General features: G+C 70.9%; 18 protein-coding genes. 3 read left to right on the forward strand and 15 right to left on the reverse strand.

Annotation, left to right across the window (positions count from 1 at the left end):
* Positions 1-250 precede the first annotated feature (250 nt).
* Entirely contained in the window at positions 251-1,189 is a 939-nt protein-coding gene (locus ACRAKF_RS08875; protein WP_447036383.1) for a 5'-3' exonuclease, read from the forward strand.
* Positions 1,190-1,239: 50 nt separating this feature from the next.
* Positions 1,240-2,076: a siderophore-interacting protein gene (locus tag ACRAKF_RS08880; protein ID WP_447036384.1), complete on the forward strand. Its 837-nt coding sequence runs from the start codon at positions 1,240-1,242 to the stop codon at positions 2,074-2,076.
* 170 nt (positions 2,077-2,246) lie between these two features.
* Here ACRAKF_RS08880 and ACRAKF_RS08885 read toward each other — a convergent pair whose 3' ends face one another.
* On the reverse strand, positions 2,247-2,840 hold the full coding sequence (locus ACRAKF_RS08885) for a GNAT family N-acetyltransferase (RefSeq protein ID WP_447036385.1): 594 nt from the start codon (positions 2,838-2,840) through the stop codon (positions 2,247-2,249).
* A 100-nt stretch (positions 2,841-2,940) separates the two neighbouring features.
* Between ACRAKF_RS08885 and ACRAKF_RS08890 the strand changes: the two genes are divergently transcribed.
* Positions 2,941-3,903 carry an RluA family pseudouridine synthase gene (locus ACRAKF_RS08890; protein ID WP_447036386.1) on the forward strand — a complete coding sequence of 321 codons (963 nt, stop codon included), beginning with the start codon at positions 2,941-2,943 and terminating at the stop codon, positions 3,901-3,903.
* Here the strand turns inward: ACRAKF_RS08890 and ACRAKF_RS08895 are convergent.
* From ACRAKF_RS08895 to ACRAKF_RS08960, 14 genes are all read right to left on the reverse strand, one after another.
* Positions 3,897-5,411 (reverse strand): cytochrome P450, encoded by a 1,515-nt coding sequence (locus ACRAKF_RS08895; protein ID WP_447036387.1) that lies wholly within the window; start codon positions 5,409-5,411, stop codon positions 3,897-3,899. The two genes, ACRAKF_RS08890 and ACRAKF_RS08895, sit on opposite strands and share 7 nt — an antisense overlap.
* Before the next feature lie 37 nt (positions 5,412-5,448).
* Positions 5,449-6,063, reverse strand: a complete 615-nt coding sequence (locus tag ACRAKF_RS08900; protein WP_447036388.1) for a GTP-binding protein — start codon at positions 6,061-6,063, stop codon at positions 5,449-5,451.
* Positions 6,044-6,454 (reverse strand): DUF742 domain-containing protein, encoded by a 411-nt coding sequence (locus ACRAKF_RS08905; RefSeq protein ID WP_447036389.1) that lies wholly within the window; start codon positions 6,452-6,454, stop codon positions 6,044-6,046. Before ACRAKF_RS08905 ends, ACRAKF_RS08900 begins: the two co-directional genes overlap by 20 nt.
* Positions 6,451-6,858, reverse strand: a complete 408-nt coding sequence (locus tag ACRAKF_RS08910) for a roadblock/LC7 domain-containing protein (RefSeq protein ID WP_447036390.1) — start codon at positions 6,856-6,858, stop codon at positions 6,451-6,453. Before ACRAKF_RS08910 ends, ACRAKF_RS08905 begins: the two co-directional genes overlap by 4 nt.
* On the reverse strand, positions 6,855-8,498 hold the full coding sequence (locus ACRAKF_RS08915) for an ATP-binding protein (protein WP_447036391.1): 1,644 nt from the start codon (positions 8,496-8,498) through the stop codon (positions 6,855-6,857). The genes ACRAKF_RS08910 and ACRAKF_RS08915 overlap by 4 nt, the downstream gene beginning before the upstream one ends.
* 383 nt (positions 8,499-8,881) lie before the next feature.
* Positions 8,882-11,692, reverse strand: a complete 2,811-nt coding sequence (locus ACRAKF_RS08920; protein ID WP_447036392.1) for a DEAD/DEAH box helicase — start codon at positions 11,690-11,692, stop codon at positions 8,882-8,884.
* Between the two features lie 94 nt (positions 11,693-11,786).
* Positions 11,787-12,680, reverse strand: a complete 894-nt coding sequence (gene tatC / locus ACRAKF_RS08925; protein ID WP_447041881.1) for a twin-arginine translocase subunit TatC — start codon at positions 12,678-12,680, stop codon at positions 11,787-11,789.
* 89 nt (positions 12,681-12,769) lie between these two features.
* Positions 12,770-13,054: a Sec-independent protein translocase subunit TatA gene (gene tatA / locus ACRAKF_RS08930; RefSeq protein WP_062780053.1), complete on the reverse strand. Its 285-nt coding sequence runs from the start codon at positions 13,052-13,054 to the stop codon at positions 12,770-12,772.
* A gap of 205 nt (positions 13,055-13,259) precedes the next feature.
* Complete coding sequence (locus ACRAKF_RS08935) at positions 13,260-13,457, reverse strand: hypothetical protein (RefSeq protein WP_447036393.1); 198 nt, start codon at positions 13,455-13,457, stop codon at positions 13,260-13,262.
* Between the two features lie 9 nt (positions 13,458-13,466).
* Positions 13,467-13,727, reverse strand: a complete 261-nt coding sequence (locus ACRAKF_RS08940; RefSeq protein WP_447041882.1) for a hypothetical protein — start codon at positions 13,725-13,727, stop codon at positions 13,467-13,469.
* 11 nt (positions 13,728-13,738) lie between these two features.
* A complete protein-coding gene (locus ACRAKF_RS08945; RefSeq protein ID WP_447036394.1) occupies positions 13,739-14,731 on the reverse strand; it encodes a helix-turn-helix transcriptional regulator in 993 nt (330 codons plus the stop codon).
* Between the two features lie 15 nt (positions 14,732-14,746).
* Entirely contained in the window at positions 14,747-15,700 is a 954-nt protein-coding gene (locus tag ACRAKF_RS08950) for a helix-turn-helix transcriptional regulator (protein ID WP_447036395.1), read from the reverse strand.
* Positions 15,701-15,914: 214 nt separating this feature from the next.
* Positions 15,915-16,289 (reverse strand): FKBP-type peptidyl-prolyl cis-trans isomerase, encoded by a 375-nt coding sequence (locus ACRAKF_RS08955; protein ID WP_447036396.1) that lies wholly within the window; start codon positions 16,287-16,289, stop codon positions 15,915-15,917.
* A gap of 58 nt (positions 16,290-16,347) precedes the next feature.
* Complete coding sequence (locus ACRAKF_RS08960; RefSeq protein ID WP_447036397.1) at positions 16,348-17,346, reverse strand: FKBP-type peptidyl-prolyl cis-trans isomerase; 999 nt, start codon at positions 17,344-17,346, stop codon at positions 16,348-16,350.
* Between the last annotated feature and the right edge of the window lie 125 nt (positions 17,347-17,471).

The following is a 17,471-nucleotide window of genomic DNA, read 5'->3' on the forward strand; positions in this document are numbered from 1 at the left end:
CCAAGACGGCCCGCCTCCCCCGCCGGCGGGCCGTGGAGCGTGGGTGGCTTCGGGCCACTTGCCCGATCGAAATGTTGAAAACGCGACCGGCTTCGCTCCGGCTGCGCGCCTGCCCACACTTATTCACACCAAACACAAGAGTGATCCAGTTCACATGTGTTGCGCTCTCGGCATCAAGAGCCGCCATGCGCAACGCGCCTCTCTCCCACCCTCCACGCCGTCCGGGCCACTGTCAGTGCCGTGCGGCATGATGCGCAACGTGACTCAGCGAACACGACGGCTCATGCTTCTCGACACCGCCTCCCTGTACTTCCGGGCGTATTTCGGTGTGCCGGAATCCGTGAAGGCCCCGGACGGCACCCCGGTCAACGCCGTGCGCGGACTCCTCGACTTCATCGCCCGCCTCGTCCAGGACCACCGCCCGGACGACCTGGTCGCCTGCATGGACGCGGACTGGCGCCCGGAGTGGCGGGTCGAGCTCATCCCCTCGTACAAGGCGCACCGCGTCGCCGAGGAGACGCCGCGGGGCCCGGACGCCGAGGAGGTCCCCGACACGCTCGCGCCCCAGGTGCCGGTGATCGAGGCCGTCCTGGACGCGCTCGGTATCGCGCGCGTGGGCGTGGAGGCGTACGAGGCGGACGACGTGATCGGCACCTTCGCGGCCCGCGCGACGGGCCCGGTCGACATCGTCACCGGCGACCGCGACCTCTACCAGCTGGTCGACGACCAGCGGGGCATCCGCGTCCTGTACCCCCTCAAGGGCGTCGGCAGCCTCCAGCTCACGGACGAGGCGTGGCTGCGCGAGAAGTACGGCGTCGACGGCCCCGGCTATGTCGACCTCGCCCTGCTGCGCGGCGACCCGAGCGACGGCCTGCCGGGCGTGCCCGGCATCGGGGAGAAGACGGCGGCGAAGCTCCTGGACGCCTTCGGCGACCTGGCCGGGATCATGGCCGCGGTCGACGACCCGAAGTCGCGGCTGACGCCGTCGCAGCGCAAGCGGCTCGACGAGGCGCGGGCGTACGTGGCGGTCGCGCCGAAGGTCGTCCGGGTCGCCGGTGACGTGCCGCTGCCCGAGGTCGACGTGGCGCTGCCCCGCGAGCCGCGCGACCCCGCCACGCTGGACGAGCTGGCCGCGCAGTGGAATCTGGGGGGCTCGCTGCATCGCCTCGTCGGCACGCTTCAGGGCTGAGGTGTTAGCTTAGGTAAACCTAAGTAGCTGTTGAAGGGGAGGCCGTCGCCATGGCAGAACGTCCGGCACGCAAAGCACCGAAGGCTCACGTCGGGCGCGTCGTGCGCTCCGAGCGGCTTACCCCGCACATGCAGCGCGTCGTCCTCGGCGGAGAGGGTCTCGCCGAGTTCACGGCGGGCGACTGCACCGATCACTACGTGAAGCTGCTCTTCGACGCCGAGGGCGTCACCTATCCCGAGCCGTTCGACCTTCAGCGCGTCCGCGAGGAGTTCCCGCGCGAGCAGTGGCCCGTGACCCGTACGTACACGGTGCGCCGCTGGGACCCCGAGGCCCGTGAGCTCACCGTGGACTTCGTGGTCCACGGCGACGAGGGCCTCGCGGGACCCTGGGCGCGCGACGCCCGGCCCGGCGACACGATCCGCTTCCAGGGCCCCGGCGGCGGCTATGCCCCCGGCGCCGACGCGGCCTGGCACCTCATGGCGGGCGACGAGAGCGCCCTGCCCGCGATCGCCGCCGCGGCAGAGGCGCTGCCCGAGGGCGCGACCGCGCACGTCTTCGTGGAGGTCGAGGGCCCCGAGGAGGAGCAGAAGATCGAGACGCACGTCCCGATCGTCTGGCTCCACCGCGCGGGCCGCCCGCTCGGCCAGGCGCTGATCGAGGCGGTGCGCGCCCTGGAGTTCCCCGAGGGCACCCCGCAGGCCTTCGTCCACGGCGAGGCGGGCTTCGTGAAGGAGCTCCGCCGCTACCTCCGCGTGGAACGCGAGATCCCCCGCGAACACCTCTCGATCTCCGGCTACTGGCGCCTTGGCCACAACGAGGACGGCTGGCAGGCATCGAAGAGGGACTGGAACGCGGAGGTGGAAGCGGAGCAGGAATCCCCGGCGTAACGCGGCGCCGGCTTGAACGGTGCAACCCCGCGACGACTTCAACGGCCGCCGGCTGCGCCTGACCTGAGCGGTGCGGCAGACGGCAGCCCGCTCCCGAGCGCCGCCTCCAGGCGTACGCGGCGCCGGCCGCGCTCCGGGCCCGGCCGCCGCCGGTGGCCGCCAAGCCGCCGTCACGCCGGCGCGGCCGGTCCCGCGATGCGGGCGTGCAGGTGCATGTCGTGCCAGCCGTCCGTGTGCAGCACCGCGCTCCGTTTCGTGCCCTCCGTCGCGAAGCCGGACTTCGTGGCCACGCGGCAGGACGCCTCGTTGGCCGTCGCGTGGGTCAGTTCCAGGCGGTGGAGGCCCACCTCCTCGAAGGCCCAGCGGGACAGGGCCTCCACGGCTCTCGGGGCGACCCCGCGGCCGCGGGCCGCCGGTACCGTCCAGTACGCGACCTCCGCCTGGCCGTCCGCGAGGACGATCAGCTTCAGGGCGATCCGGCCGACCAGGACGTCCGTCTCCGCGTCGGCTATCGCCCAGTACGCGTCACGCTCCCCCGCCCAGGCCGCGCGCCAGTCCTCGATCCAGCCGCGCGCCTCACTCTCGGAGTCGGCCACGCGCGCGTGCCACTGCTGCAACGCGGGGTCCTGGAACGCCTCGTACACAGAAGGCGCGTCCGCCGGCAGCCAAGGGCGGATGACGAGCCCGCCGGGGACGGAGAGCACCGGCTGCTCCCGCCGGGCGAGGGTGCCGGGTGCGACCACGTCGGAGATCTTGTAGGGCATGGCCTCATCGTGGCAGCGGCGCCAGGAAGAGGGCAGCGAATTTCCACCGGGAGGCCACCGTCACCGCGAGGCCCCCGGCCAGGCTTACGCTGGCCCCCTGATGAGACGCAAGCCCCGCATCCCGCCCTCCCCGCTGCCCCAGCGCGACGGCGTCGACCCCGTCCGGGTCAGACTGCCCCAGGAGACGAGGTGGCCGACCGTCCGTGACCATCTGGTCGAGCGGCTCGCGGCCGGCCCCGGTGTCATCGACGCGATGGTCCGTGAGGGCAAGGTCGTCGGCGCGGACGGCGCGGCCATCGCGGCGGACACCCCCTATGCCGCCGGAGCCTTCGTCTGGTTCCACCGGGACCTCCCCGCCGAGGTCCCCGTGCCGTTCACGATCGACGTCGTCCACCAGGACGAGCACATCGTGGTCGTGGACAAACCGCACTTCCTCGCCACCATGCCCCGCGGCGGCCACGTCACGCAGACCGCCCTCGCCCGCCTCCGCGCGGAGCTCGGCATACCGGCGCTGGGCGCCGCGCACCGCCTGGACCGGCTGACCGCCGGGCTGCTCATGTTCACCGTGCGCCCGGAGGAACGCGGCGCCTACCAGACCCTGTTCAGCGACCGGCGCGTACACAAGGAGTACGAGGCCGTCGCCCCGTACTCCCCCGGCATACCGCTCCCCCGCACCGTCCGCAGCCACATCGTGAAGGAGCGCGGGGTCATCGCCGCGTACGAGGTGGAGGGCGCCGAGCCGAACAGCGAGAGCCGTGTCGAACTCGTCGAGCGCCGTGGCGGCCTCGGCCGCTACCGGCTCACCCCGCACACCGGCCGCACCCACCAGCTCCGCGTCCACATGAACACGCTGGGCCTGCCGATCCTCGGCGACCCGCTCTACCCGGAGGTGGCCGCCCCCGCCGCGCCGGACGACTTCCGGCGGCCACTCCAGCTCCTGGCGCGCGTCCTCGCGTTCACCGACCCGGTCACGGGCGTCGCGCACCGCTTCGTGAGCGGGCGGACGCTGGACGCCTGGGCGGCGTACGACGACTGGGCCGCGTACGCCGATGGGGATCAGTAGCCGCGCCACCAGGTGAGGAACCGCTGCCAGGCCCCCTGGCCTCGGTCCTGTCCGGCCGCGGGGGCCGGTGTCCGCGGGGCAGTCCGCGCGGCGGTCGCGGCTGTCGCGGCCCTCCGCGACGGCGGGGCCGGCGGGGCCGGGGCGGCGGGCGGCTGGATCGGCGGCGAAGAGACGTGCCAGTCACCCCGCGGCCTCGGCGCGTGCGCGGACGGCCGGGCCATGACGTCCTGCGGCGGCCGCGGCGCGAAATACACCGGCAGCTCCACCAGATGCCGCGAGAGGATCGTCGACGTCCACCGCAACCGGCTCTCGTCGATGGAGAGTTCGACGTCCGGCAGGCGCAACAGGAGTGCGTCGACGCCGATATCGGCGATGGCGCGGCCGATGTCCTGGCCGGGACACTCATGCGCCCCACCGCTGAACGCGAGGTGCGAGCGGTTGCCCCTCATGTTCGCGGCGAGGTCGGGGCGTACGACCGGGTCGACGTTGCCCGGCGCGATGCCGAGGATCAGCCCGTCGCCCGCCCGGATGCGCTGCCCGCCGAGCTGGGTGTCCTGCTTGGCGAAGTAGCCGACCATGGCGCTGAAGGGCGGCTCGTCCCACAGGGACTGCTCGACCGCCTCGGGTACCGTCATCTGCCCGCCGTTGAGCTGGGCCCGGAAACGCGGGTCGGTGAGGACCATGCGCAGGACGTTGGCGAGGAGGTTCGCGGTGGCCTCGTAGGAGGCGATGAGGACCAGGCGCAGGTGGGCGCCCACCTCGTCGTCGGTGAGCTGCGCCGGGTGCGCGATGAGGTTGCTGGTGAAGTCCTCCTCCGGCTTGGCGCGCCGCCGCGCCACGAGGCCCATCAGGACCTCCATGACGTACGCGTTGCTGGCGATGGCCGTCTCGGTGCCCTTGATCATGTCGCGGGCCGACTGCACGAGCCGATCGTTGTACTCCTCGGGCATGCCGAGGATGTGGCACATCACCATCATGGGCAGGTGCTCGGCGAACTGGCTGACCAGCTCCGCCTCACCCTCCAGGCAGATGTCGTTGATCAGCAGGTTCGTGTAGCGGTTGATGTAGCGCCTGAGGCCTCGGTGGTCGATGCTCGACATGGCGCCGGTGACCGCGCCGCGCAGCCGCTGGTGCTCGTCGCCCTCGACGAAGGAGGCCATGGGCTGCCAGGTGAAGACGGGCGCGAGCGGGTGGTCGGGGCCCGCGCTGCCGTCCCGCACGGCGCGCCAGATGCGCGAGTCGCGGGTGTACTGCGAGGGCGTACGGACCATGTGGAAGTTCTCGCTGTGCCCGAGGACCACCCAGATCGGCACGTCGTTGTGGAGCAGTACGGGCGCCACCGGGCCGTGCTCGGCCCGCAGCCTCTCGTACAGTCCTGCCAGGTCGGCCTCCGCCTCGGGGCCGTGGAGGCGGCGCAGACCGCCGGCTCCGAAGCCGTGCGCGGGACAGCCGGGAGGGGGCGCCACGGGGTCGTCGGCGCTCGGCCAGGTGGGATGGGGAGTCGTCACGGTCGTCGCTCCGGGTGTAGGGCGGTCTGGGGTGCGGTCAGGCACGGGTCGCGGTCAGGGAGTGCAGATAGCGCATCAAGGTCATCAGGACGTCCCTGCTCGACTCCCTGCGGCGCGCGTCACACGGCATGATCGGCACCTGCGGCTCCAGGTCGAGGGCCCTGCGCAGGGTCTCGATGCCGTGGTGGGGCGCGTCGGGGAAGTCGTTGACGGCGACGACGAACGGCACGCCGCGCTCCTCCAGGCGGCCGATCACGTCGAAGCTGACTTCGAGGCGGCGAGTGTCGACGAGCACGACCGCGCCGAGCGCGCCTTCGAAGAGCCCGTTCCACAGGAACCAGAAGCGCTCCTGACCCGGGGTGCCGAAGAGGTAGAGGACCAGTTCCTCGGAGATGCTGATCCGGCCGAAGTCCATGGCGACGGTGGTCGCCGTCTTGCTCTCCGAGCCGTAGTTGTCGTCGACGCCGATGCCCGCCTGGGTCATCGTCTCCTCGGTGGTCAGCGGGCGGATCTCGCTCACCGAGCCGACCATCGTGGTCTTGCCGACCCCGAAGCCGCCGACGATCACGACCTTGACCGCGGCCGTGGCCGTGTGCGGAAGGACGTCCTCGCTGCGGGGGCCGGTGATCGTGTCAGAGCTTTTGAAGTCCATGCATCACCGCTTCGAGAAGGGATCGGTCGGGCAGCGCGGATCGCACGATGGGGGCGCGCGCCTGGACGAGCTCGGACCCGAGGAGCTCCGTCAGGACGACGGTCACGACGCTGAACGGCAGCGCCAGGTAGGCCGACAGTTCGGCGACGGAGATCGGGGTCGTGCACAGCCGCAGCACCGCGGAGTGTTCGGGCTGCGCCGTCGGGGCCGCCTCGCCCCGCGCCACGATGAGCGTGACGAGGTCGAGGGGGGCCCGCTCGGAGTCCTCACCCGTCAGGACGTACAGCCGTTCGGGGTTGCTCGGATCGCGGCGCTCACGTTGAGGGGGTGCCTCTCCTCCCGGCTCCTCCCCGCGGGAGGGGCCGTGCGGAGGTCCTTGCGGAGGAGTCATACGGCCTGCCCGTCGCGGCGTGGCGGGCTCGTCAGATGGGCCCCGATCCGTACGACGAGGTCGCGCATGCGGTTGGCGACGAGGCCCGCGTCGACGGTCTGGTCGGCGAGCACGGCGAGATACGCGCCCGCGCCCGCGGCCATCAGGTAGAAGTAGCCGCCGTCGATCTCGATGATGACCATCTTCATGCCGCCGTCGCTGTGCGGGATCTCGGTGGCCACGGCGGCGGCCAGGCTCTGGAGCCCCGCGCAGGCGGCGGCGATGCGGTCGGCCGCGTCGGGGTCGCCGCCGTAGCGTGCGATGCGCAGGCCGTCCGCGGAGAGGACGACGATCTGCCGGGTCTGCGGGACGCCGTCGGCCAGCTCCTTCAGCATCCAGTCGAAATTGGCGCGCTGCTGGATCACTGCCAGCCCCCCTCGTCGGCGATGCCGTGGTTGTTCCGGTGGGATTCCTGCGCAGGGTCGGGCCCCTGCGATGGATCGGTGCCCTGCGGCGGTTCCTGGCCGGGAGCGGCGGGGTCCCCCTTGATGCCCTTCATGAACGCCTCGACCCACAGGCCGGGCTCGCGCTCTTCCTTCTTCTGCGCGGGGACCGCCGGGGACGCCGTGGCGGCGGCGTGGGCCTCGGCGGCGCGCTGGGCCTCGGCCTCCATGGCGTACCGCTCGCTGAGCGACATCGTGACGCGGCTGCGGCGCTGCGGCAGGCCGCCCTCCGTCCACTCGGTGACCTCGGGGACCTCGTCCTCCATGGCCGCGGTGAGCGGTGAACGCAGCGGCGGGCCCGCGGTGACGACGCGGGGCTTCTTGCGGCGGATGTTGCGCTCGGGCTCCTCGATGAGGTTGCCGCTGTCGTCCACGCGGGGCACCGCGGAGGCGCCGATGCCGTGGGCGAGTCCGGGCGCCGGGCCCGTGGTGATCATCTCGTGCGGCACGATGAGCACCGCGCGGACGCCGCCGTAGGCGGACTGCCGCAGGGAGATCTGCATGTTGTACATCCGCGACAGGCGGCCCACGACGGCCATGCCGAGGCGCGGGCTGTCACCCAGGTCGTTGAGGTCGAAGCCGGCCTGCGCCTGCGCCAGCATGTTCTCGGCACGTTCGCGGGCCTCCTCGCTGAGGCTGACGCCGCCGTCCTCGATCTCCACGGCGATGCCGGTCTGCACCTCGACGGCGGTGACGTGCACCTTGGTCTGCGGCGGCGAGTACCGCGTCGCGTTGTCGAGCAGCTCGGCGCAGGCGTGGATCAGCGGCTCGACGGACGTGCCGTGGATCGCGACCTTGGCGATCGAGTGCAGCTCGATGCGGGGGTAGTCGAGGATGCGGGACATCGCGCCGCGCAACACGCTGTACAGCGGTACGGGCTTGGGCCACTGGCGGCCGGGCCGGGCGCCGCCGAGCACCGAGATGGAGTCGGCGAGGCGGCCGATCAGGGCGGTGCCGTGGTCGATGCGGAGCAGGTCGTCGAAGACCTCGGGGTTGCGGCCGTGGAACTCCTCCATCTCGCGCAGTTCCGCGGCCTGCTGGTGGACGATCGACTGGACGCGGCGCGCGATGTTCACGAAGGCGCGCTGTGCGGAGTCGCGCAACGCCCCCTCGTAGTCCAGGGTCTCCAGAACGTTGCGGAGCAACTGGCGCTGCACGTCGGGCAGATCACGGAGCGTCTCGTCGTTGTCGACGACGTTGCGGATCACTTCGGCGGGCGGTTCGTTCTGCCGGAGCCGCCAGAGCGCCTCGGGCAGGATGTCCCGGCCCAGGCGTACGGTGTCGGCGTCGTGGGCCGCGATGCGCCGCTCCAGGTGGGCGAGCCGCTGTGCGTACTGCGCGCGCTGCCCCCTGATGGTGCGGCCGCGCCGCACGACTTCCGCGCCGACCAGGACGACCAGGAGGGTCGCGACGGCGCCGCACCAGATGACGGCGTGCCGGGCGGGTTCCGTCACGGCGGCGACGGCGGCTCCGGTCGCCGCGGCCATCAGCATGGCGGGCAGCAACAGGGCGCGGGCGTAAGGGATTTCTCGGCCACCGGGAGGCGATTGAACACTCACCATGTATGCCCTCTGAACACTCGTCTTGGGGAAAGGGTCGGGAAAGTACGGGAAAGTACGGGTATGTACGGGAAGTACGCGGTTGACGCCAGGGGAGTCGAGCGAACTATCGAACGTTTCGGGAACAAGCGCGCGAATCTGCCGCAACTCGTGTGAACTCGCCGCGCTCCGGGCGAGCTTAGTGCGCCGAAAACAGCACGAAGTAATATTTGACAACCCTCTGCGACGGCCGCGGGTGACGGCATACACTCGCCCATTTACACGCATGGCGATCATTCGAACGCATGGCGTAACGATCCCGGAAACAGCGATGCCCGCCGGGCGCCCCCTTGATCAGGGCACCCGACGGGCAACAGTGACTGCCGTCAGCCGTCAGCCGTCAGCCGTCAGCCGACCGAGCTGTACGCCACGACTCCGCGCAGCACCTGGTCCACCGCCTTGCGGGCGTTCTTCGCCACCGTGCTTCCCCCGCGCGGGGCCGCCGCGGAGATCTGGCCGAGGACGTCGATGACCTGCTTGCACCAGCGCACGAAGTCACCGGCCGGCATCTCCGCCTCGCGCAGCACCTCGTCGAGACCCTTGCCGTTCGCCCACATGAACACGGCCCAGGCGAAGCCCAGGTCCGGCTCGCGCTGGCCGACGCCCTCCGTCTGGCTGATCTTGAACTCTTCCTCCAGGGCGTCGAGCCGGCCCCAGATCCGCACCATCTCCCCCAGCGCCGCCTTCGCCGCGCCGGACGGCACCTTGGGCGCGAGCGCGTCGTCGCCGACCCGCGACTCGTACACCAACGCCGAGACGCACGCCGCCAGTTCGGCGGGGCCGAGCCCCTCCCACACTCCGGCGCGCAGGCATTCGCTGGCCAGCAGGTCGAGCTCCCCATAGAGCCGGGCGAGGCGCTTCCCGTGCTCCGTGACCTCGTCGCCCCGCAGGTAGTCCAGCTCGCTGAGCAGGGCGACGATGCGGTCAAAGGTGCGGGCGATGGTGTTCGTCCGCCCCTCGATACGGCGCTCCAGCTGCGTGGTGTCGCGCATGAGGCGCTGATACCGCTCGGCCCAGCGCGCGTGGTCCTCGCGCTCGTCGCAGCCGTGGCAGGGGTGCGCGCGCAGCTCCGTGCGCAGCCGTGCGATCTCCTGGTCGTCGGCGGCCGCCGCGCGGCCCTTGCGGTGCCGGTCGGGAACGATGTGCCCGGCCTTGGTGCGCAGCGCGGACGCCAGGTCACGGCGGGACTGCGGCGAGCGGGCGTTGAACGACTTCGGGACGCGCATCCGCTCCAGGGCCTCGACCGGCACCGGGAAGTCCATGGCCGCCAGCCGCTTGACCTGCCGCTCGGCGGTGAGCACCAGCGGGCGCGGCCCGTCGACGTGGTCGAAGCCGCGGTGGCCGTTGGCCCGCCCGGCGGGCAGCCCCGGGTCGAGGACGAGCGCGAGCCCCGCGTACTTCCCCGTGGGTACGTGGATGACGTCCCCCGGCTTGAGCTTCTCCAGGGAGGCGGCAGCCGCGGCCCTGCGCTGGACCGCGCCCTGCTTGGCCAGCTCGTTCTCCCGGTCCTTGAGCTCCCGGCGCAGCCGCGCGTACTCCTCGAAGTCGCCCAGGTGGCAGGTCATGGAGGCCTTGTAGCCCTCCAGGCCCTCCTCGTTCTTCTGGACCTGGCGGGAGATCCCGACGACCGACTTGTCCGCCTGGAACTGTGCGAAGGACGTTTCGAGCAGCTCGCGCGAGCGGTGCCGCCCGAACTGCTCCACGAGGTTCACCGCCATGTTGTACGACGGCTTGAAGCTGGACCGCAGCGGATACGTGCGCGTGCCCGCGAGTCCGGCCAGGTGGTCCGGGTTCATGGCGCGCTGCCAGAGCACCACCGCGTGGCCCTCGACGTCGATGCCGCGGCGCCCGGCCCGGCCGGTCAGTTGGGTGTACTCGCCGGGGGTGATGTCGGCGTGCTGCTCGCCGTTCCACTTCACGAGCTTTTCGAGCACCACGCTGCGCGCGGGCATGTTGATGCCGAGGGCGAGGGTCTCGGTGGCGAAGACGGCCTTCACGAGGCCGCGCACGAACAACTCCTCCACGACCTCCTTGAAGGTGGGCAGCATGCCCGCGTGGTGCGCGGCGATGCCGCGCTCCAGGCCCTCCAGCCATTCGTAGTACCCGAGGACGTGGAGGTCCTCGTGCGGGATCGAGGCCGTGCGCTCCTCGACGATCTCGCGGACCTTCATCCGGGCCTCGTCGTCGTTCAGCCGCAGTCCCGCGTACAGACACTGCTGGACCGCCGCCTCGCAGGCCGCGCGGCTGAAGATGAACGTGATCGCGGGCAGCAGGCCCTCGGAGTCGAGCCGCTCGATGACCTCGGGGCGGCCCGGCGTCCAGACCCGCGACCGCTGTCTGCGCTCCCGCTCGCGGTCGGCCTCGCGGATCATCTTGCCCTTGCGGCGGTCGCGCGGGTTGTACGAGCGGGTGGCCTCAAGGCGGGCCATGCGGGTCAGGTCGGGGTTGACCGCCTTCTTGCGGCCCTCGCCCTCCTCGAAGAGGTCGTACATCCGGCGCCCGGCGAGCACGTGCTGGAAGAGCGGCACGGGCCGGTGCTCGGAGACGATCACCTCGGTGTCGCCGCGCACGGTGTCGAGCCAGTCGCCGAACTCCTCGGCGTTCGACACCGTGGCCGACAGGGAGACGAGCGTGACCGACTCCTGGAGGTGGATGATCACTTCCTCCCAGACGGCGCCGCGGAAGCGGTCGGAGAGGTAGTGCACCTCGTCCATGACCACATAGCCGAGGTTGACCAGCGCCTGCGAGCCCGAATAGAGCATGTTCCGCAGGACCTCGGTGGTCATGACGACCACCGGCGCGTCGGAGTTGACGCTGTTGTCGCCGGTGAGGAGGCCGACCTTGTCCGCGCCGTACCGCCTGGCGAGGTCGGCGTACTTCTGGTTGGAGAGCGCCTTGATGGGCGTGGTGTAGAAACACTTCCTGCCCTGGCCCAGGGCGAGGTGCACGGCGAACTCGCCGACGATCGTCTTGCCCGACCCCGTGGGGGCGGCCACGAGCACGCCCTTGCCCGCCTCCAGCGCCTTGCAGGCCTCGATCTGGAAGGGGTCGAGGCCGAATTCGTACATCTCGCGGAAGGACGCGAGTGCGGTGGCCTGCTCGACAGCGCGCTTGCGCGCTGCCGCATACCGCTCGGCCGGTGAGAGGTCCTCTGTCATCGTGCTTTCGAGACTACCGGCCACCACTGACAACGGACGATCATTATCGGGGGCCGCGGCCCGCGGTGGGATCGACGGGTCGCGTCAGGTCACGTCAGGTCACGTCATCGAAACCGTTCACCCGCTGGTCCGACCGTCCCGTGCTCGCCTGCTCGGGCAGCGCCTTCGGCGTCGAGACGGCCTCGACGTCTCCGACGGCCTCGGGCGTGAGGTCGAGGTCGGACGCCTCGTCGTCGTCGAGTCCGGCGTCGGGGTTGTTGCGGCGTCGGCGCCTGTCGTTCAGGAAGGAGATGCCGACCGCGAGGAAGTAGAGGAGGACGATCGGCCCGGCGAGGGCGATCATGCCGACGGGGTCCGTGGTCGGGGTCGCCACCGCGCCGAAGACGAAGACACCCATGACCACGCCGCGCCACCAGGTGAGCATGCGGCGCCCGGTCACCATGCCGGTCATGTTGAGCATCACGAGGAGCAGCGGCATCTCGAAGGAGGCGCCGAAGACGAGGACCATCCTGACGGTGAAGTCGAGGATCTTGTCCATCGCGAGGAGGTTCTCGGCCTGGTCGGGCGTGATGCTGATCAGGACACGCATGCTGATCGGCAGGATCGTGTACGCCAGCCAGGCGCCCCCGAAGAAGAGCGGCACGGCGGCAGCGACGAACCAGTAGGTGTACTTCCGCTCGTGCTTGTGCAGGCCGGGCGCGACGAAGGCCCACAGCTGGTACAGCCACACCGGGCTGGACACGATGATGCCGACCATGAGGCTGACCTTCACCGTGGTGGTGAAGGGTGACAGCAGGTCGTTGAACGTCACCCTCGCGCAATGGCCGCCGGTCGGGTCCATGCCCGGCTTGCAGCGGGGCACCGGATCAGCCAGGAACTCCATCAGCTGCTGGCTGAAGAAAGCCGCCACGATCGACACGACCGTGATCGCCAACATGCCCTTCGCGAGCCGGTTGCGGAGCTCGCGCAGATGCTCCCCGAGGGGCATCCGCCCCTCGGGGTCCTTGTCCTTGCGGGCAGACTTGAGCAACCCACGTCCTCATCTCGTGCGGCAGGCCGGCCTGTGCCGGCCTTGGATCAGCGCTGCGTCGTACGGTCGGTCGGCTCGGTGACCGGGCGGGAGCTGGTCACGTCGCCGGGGGCAGCCTGGATCGTGCGCTTCTGGACGGCGGGGTCGCTCGGGGGGTCGGCCGGAGCGGCGTCGTCGGTCTTGCTCTCGGACTTCATCGCCTTGGCCTCGCTCTTGAGGATGCGGGCGGACTTGCCGAGGGAGCGCGCCATGTCCGGCAGCTTCTTGGCGCCGAACAGCAGCACGACAATGACGAGGATGAGAACGATCTCGGTGGGGCCGAGCCTACCCATAGCTAATACCTTCTTCACCGAGGCGACAGGAGTCTGGTACGCGTAGACCGGACATACATCCGATCTCCACGCTGGCAGCGATCGTAACCCCCCGGGGTAAACGCTCGGCAATCCCCGCGCATACTCCGAGTACGGCCCCCCGCCTCGATCCGGGCCGTCATCGCAGCGTACCCGCCCACCTCCGGCAGGTGACAGGCCGCGGATGCTACGGAGTCCCCTCACCCGCACGCGCCACTGCCGCCGCGGCCTTCTCCAGGTCCTCGGCCGCCCGGTTGATCCGCTGTGTGGTCCGGTTCACCTGGTGCGCGAGGCGCTGCGCCTCCACGAACACCTTGACCGCCAGTACGCCGAGGACGGCGAGGCCCAAGAAGCCCGCCGCGATCGCGAGCATCGCCCAGAACATGCGCCGAGCCTAGACGGTCGAGTGCAGACGCAGAGTCCGCACCCCGCCGCCGGTGAGCAGTTCGACGATGCGCTCGCCCGCCGGCCTGCGGGCCGACACCCCGCACTCGGGGCAGGTGAAGGAGTAGAAGGTGGTGCGGTCACTGGCGCCGATCACCAGGCGCAGCGCCCCCGCGGAGAGCTCGAAGCGGGCGCGGCAGTCCGGGCAGGCGGCCGTGAAGAGGACGGGAGCGGGCCTGGCCTGGGCCGGCACTCCCGGCAGCCCGGACATGGTCGGTGTGCTCAACGCCCTTGCTCCTGCCGTTCATATGCCTGCGCGTACGGCTGCTCATCGTAGGCCGCGAGGGCTTCCCGCGCGGCCTGCCGTGCGCTGTCCGCGAGCTGTACGGGGGAGACGATCCGCCCGTCCCCGCCGAGCCGCAGCGCGAGCCGGCGCAGTGACGTGGGGTCGGGGGTGCGCAGGGTGATGCGGAGGCCACCGTCGGGCAGCTCGTCCGCACTGTCGTGCGGGTAGTACTCCGCGACCCAGCGGCCGCCGGGGCCGACCTCGACGACGACCTCGGGGTCCTCGGCGGCGGGCTGCACGAGCGCCTCGGAGAGATCGCGGAGCTCGACCTCGGGCGGCGCGGACGGCTCGTCGAGGATCTTGATCTCGGCGACGCGGTCGAGGCGGAAGGTGCGGCGCGCCTCGGAGCGGCGGCACCACGCCTCCACGTACGTGTGGCCGACGCTGACCAGGCGGATCGGGTCGATCTCGCGCTCGGTCAGCTCGTCGCGGGCCGGTGAGTAGTAGCGGATCCAGAGCCTGCGCCGCTCGGAGATGGCCCGGTCGACGTCGGCGAAGACGCCGCCCTCGGACTCGAAGGTCACCGAGAGCCGGGCGCTGGCGCCCGCCGTCTCACCGGCCGCGGTCTCCAGCTTCGCGGTGGCGCGCAGCAGCGCGAGGCGGTCGCTCTCGCGCAGGCCGGGCAGGGTGGCCACCGCGCGGGCGGCCACCAGCAGCGCGGTCGCCTCGTCGGCGGCGAGCCGCAGCGGGGCGGCGACGTCGTCGGGGTTGTGCCACCAGATGCGGTCGCCGTCGGTGTCGATGTCCAGCAGGTCGCCGCCGCGGAAGCTGGTGCCGCACAGGGGCAGCACGTCGAGGTCGGAGATCAGTTCGTCGGGGGTGATGCCGAAGGCGCGGGCGACGTCCTCCACGTGCGCGCCGGGCCGCTCGCGCAGATAGGTGACGAGCGACAGCATCCGTCGTGTCTGGTCGATGGCGTTCGAGGCCATTGGTCTTCCGTCCCCTCAGCCCTTGGCCACGGCGCGCAGCCGGTCCATGACGTCGGCCCGCAGCTCGGCGGGCTCGAGGACCACCACGTCGGGCCCGAACTCCACCAGCCAGGCGTCGAGCCCGTGCCCGTACGGAATCTCCAACTCGTCCCATCCGTCGCCCAGTTCCCGCAGCGAGCCCGCCTTGGCCCGCAGCGGATAGCCGGCCTCCGCGCGGAGCCTGATGCGGGCCGTGCGGTCGGCGGACTCCCCCGCCCAGCTCGCCACGGTCTCACGCACCGTGACGACGTCGGGGACGTCGACGGTGTACTTGCCCGCGCGGGCGCGGACCTTGCCGGTGATCCGCGAGAGCCGGAAGACGCGCTCGGCGCCCCGGTCGCGGTCCCAGCCCGCGAGGTACCAGTGGCCGCGCCAGCACTCGAGCGCCCACGGCTCGACGTGCCGCTGCTCGGGACGCGCGGCGGTGGCCTTGCGGTAGTCGAAGACGACGGGGCGGCGGTCGCGGCAGGCGAGCATCAGCGGCTCGAAGGACGCCTCGTGCGCGGGGATGCGGGGCTCCAGGGCGCTGTGCGCCCCGTACGGGTCCATCTCCTCGGGCAGCCCGGCGGCGCGCAGCTTCTGCAGGGCGCCGCTGGCGGCTCCGGCGAGGCGGGCCTGCTGCCAGACCTTGGCGGCGAGGCCGAGAGCGGCGGCCTCCTCGGCGTCGAGGGTGATGGGCGGCAGGCGGTTGCTGTCGCGCCGTGCGAGGTAACCGACGTCACCGTCGAGGTTCTCCACGGTCTCGATGACCAGGCCGAGCTCGCGCAGATCGTCCTTGTCCCGCTCGAACATCCGGTTGAAGGAGTCGTCCGAGCCCGCTTCGAGGTAGGCCTCGATGGACTCGCGCAGCTCACGCTTGCTCAGCGGCCTACGCGTCCCGAGCAGGCACAACGCCAGATTCATCAGCCGCTCGGCCTTGGCAATGGCCATTGACGCCCTTTCTCGGCCTTACACACATGCTTCTCGAACACACAACGCTGACGAGCACACAATGCTTCCGACCGATGACCGTACCGCCCCGGGGTGTCGCGGCAAAAGCCGAGGGCCCATGCCGGACAGCATGGGCCCTCGGCGGACGCGACGCGCGGGGCGGGTCGCGGGCCGGGTCGCGGGACGAAAGGCCCGCGACCCGGTCATCCGGGCCTCAGACCGCGACGAGGTCGCAGACGAAGATCAGCGTCTCGCCCGGGGCGATGCGGCCGCCACCGGCGCCGCGGTCGCCGTACGCGAGGTGGGCGGGGATGATCAGCTCACGACGGCCGCCGACCTTCATGCCCTGCACGCCCTGGTCCCAGCCGGAGATGACCTGACCGGCACCGAGCTGGAACTCCAGCGGGTTGCCGCGGTTCCAGCTCGCGTCGAACTCCTCGCCCGTGCTGAAGGCCACGCCCACGTAGTGGACCTTGACGAAGTCGCCGGCCTTGGCGACCGGGCCGTCGCCCTCCCAGATGTCCCTGCTCTGCAGTTCGGTCGGCGGCTCGCCGCCCGGGAAGTCGACCTCGGGCTTTTCAATGCTCACGAAAATGCTCCTGCTTGGTACGGAAAGTCAGCGCGGACAGTCTTACATCCCCGGGAGCTCACGACTTCGCGAGGATGTCCACGGTGAAGACGAGGGTGGAGTCCTTCTTGATGGAGCTGCCCTGCGGCGGCTTGTCGCCATAGCCCAGCTTCGGGGGGATGACGATGAGGACGCGGCTGCCGATCTTCTTGCCGGTCAGACCCTGCGCCCAGCCCTTGACGACCTGCGCGAGCTGGAACTGGGCGAGCTGCTTGCGCTTGTACGAGGAGTCGAACTCCTTGCCGTCCTCCCAGAGCACGCCCTTGTACTGGCACAGGAGACTGTCGGTCTCCTTGATCACGTCGCCGTCGCCCTCGAGGATGTACGAGGAGACGAGCTTCCCCGGCGCGTCGGTCTTCGGGATGTCGATCGAGGGGGCCTTGCCGTCCGTGTCCGTGCCGACCTTCGGCAGGTCCTTGTTGGACTGGGCGACCTCCTTGCCCTTCGACGAGCTCTTGGCGTTGAAGGTGTCCACGAGGTCGACGACGAACACGAGGGTGTCCGAGCCCTTGATGCCCGCCTCCTTGTTGCCCTGCTTGCCATAGCCCAGCTCCGGCGGGATGGCGAGCTCGATGCGGCTGTCGAGCTTCTTGCCGACGAGGCTCTGGTCCCAGCCCGGGATGACCTGGCCGACGCCGATCGGGAAGACCGTGGGGTTGCCCCGGTCGTAGGAGTTGTCGAAGACCTTGGCCGTCGCCCAGATCTGGCCGAGGTAGTGCGCCTGGAGATAGTCCCCCTTGGCGACCTCCTTGCCCTTGCCCTCGATCAGGGTCTTGACCGCGAGGTCGGAGGACGGCTTGCCGGAGCCCTTGGCGACGGTCGGCTTCTTGCCGAACTTGTCGCCCTTGGTGATCTCGGGCACGGGCCCGCCCACGATCTTCGCCTTCGGGGCGGCCGACGGCGAGTTGGTCGGGGCTTCGCTGGTCTTGGGCTTGGCCTTGTCGGGCTTGTCGTCACCACAGCCTGCGAGCGTGAGCAGGCCGGCCGGGACGGCAAGGAGGAGGGAGCGTCGGCGCACGGTGGGGGCCTCGTATCGGTCGATCTTGTGGATTGTCGTGCGCGCAACTCTACGGCGTGAGAAGGGCGCCGTACGAGGAACGTACGGCGCCCGCGTTGCGTTCCCACAACGCCACTGGCCTCACC

This window comes from Streptomyces sp. DSM 118878 (assembly GCF_052936595.1).

Bases quoted from the DNA above. Each gene is read 5' to 3' on its own strand.
- ACRAKF_RS08875 (WP_447036383.1), top strand. From the start codon at position 251: ATGCGCAACGTGACTCAGCGAACACGACGGCTCATGCTTCTCGACACC.
- ACRAKF_RS08880 (WP_447036384.1), top strand. From the start codon at position 1,240: ATGGCAGAACGTCCGGCACGCAAAGCACCGAAGGCTCACGTCGGGCGC.
- ACRAKF_RS08885 (WP_447036385.1), bottom strand. From the start codon at position 2,840: ATGCCCTACAAGATCTCCGACGTGGTCGCACCCGGCACCCTCGCCCGG.
- ACRAKF_RS08890 (WP_447036386.1), top strand. From the start codon at position 2,941: ATGAGACGCAAGCCCCGCATCCCGCCCTCCCCGCTGCCCCAGCGCGAC.
- ACRAKF_RS08900 (WP_447036388.1), bottom strand. From the start codon at position 6,063: ATGGACTTCAAAAGCTCTGACACGATCACCGGCCCCCGCAGCGAGGAC.
- ACRAKF_RS08905 (WP_447036389.1), bottom strand. From the start codon at position 6,454: ATGACTCCTCCGCAAGGACCTCCGCACGGCCCCTCCCGCGGGGAGGAG.
- ACRAKF_RS08915 (WP_447036391.1), bottom strand. From the start codon at position 8,498: ATGGTGAGTGTTCAATCGCCTCCCGGTGGCCGAGAAATCCCTTACGCC.
- ACRAKF_RS08920 (WP_447036392.1), bottom strand. From the start codon at position 11,692: ATGACAGAGGACCTCTCACCGGCCGAGCGGTATGCGGCAGCGCGCAAG.
- tatC (WP_447041881.1), bottom strand. From the start codon at position 12,680: ATGCCCCTCGGGGAGCATCTGCGCGAGCTCCGCAACCGGCTCGCGAAG.
- tatA (WP_062780053.1), bottom strand. From the start codon at position 13,054: ATGGGTAGGCTCGGCCCCACCGAGATCGTTCTCATCCTCGTCATTGTC.
- ACRAKF_RS08935 (WP_447036393.1), bottom strand. From the start codon at position 13,457: ATGTTCTGGGCGATGCTCGCGATCGCGGCGGGCTTCTTGGGCCTCGCC.
- ACRAKF_RS08940 (WP_447041882.1), bottom strand. From the start codon at position 13,727: ATGTCCGGGCTGCCGGGAGTGCCGGCCCAGGCCAGGCCCGCTCCCGTC.
- ACRAKF_RS08945 (WP_447036394.1), bottom strand. From the start codon at position 14,731: ATGGCCTCGAACGCCATCGACCAGACACGACGGATGCTGTCGCTCGTC.
- ACRAKF_RS08950 (WP_447036395.1), bottom strand. From the start codon at position 15,700: ATGGCCATTGCCAAGGCCGAGCGGCTGATGAATCTGGCGTTGTGCCTG.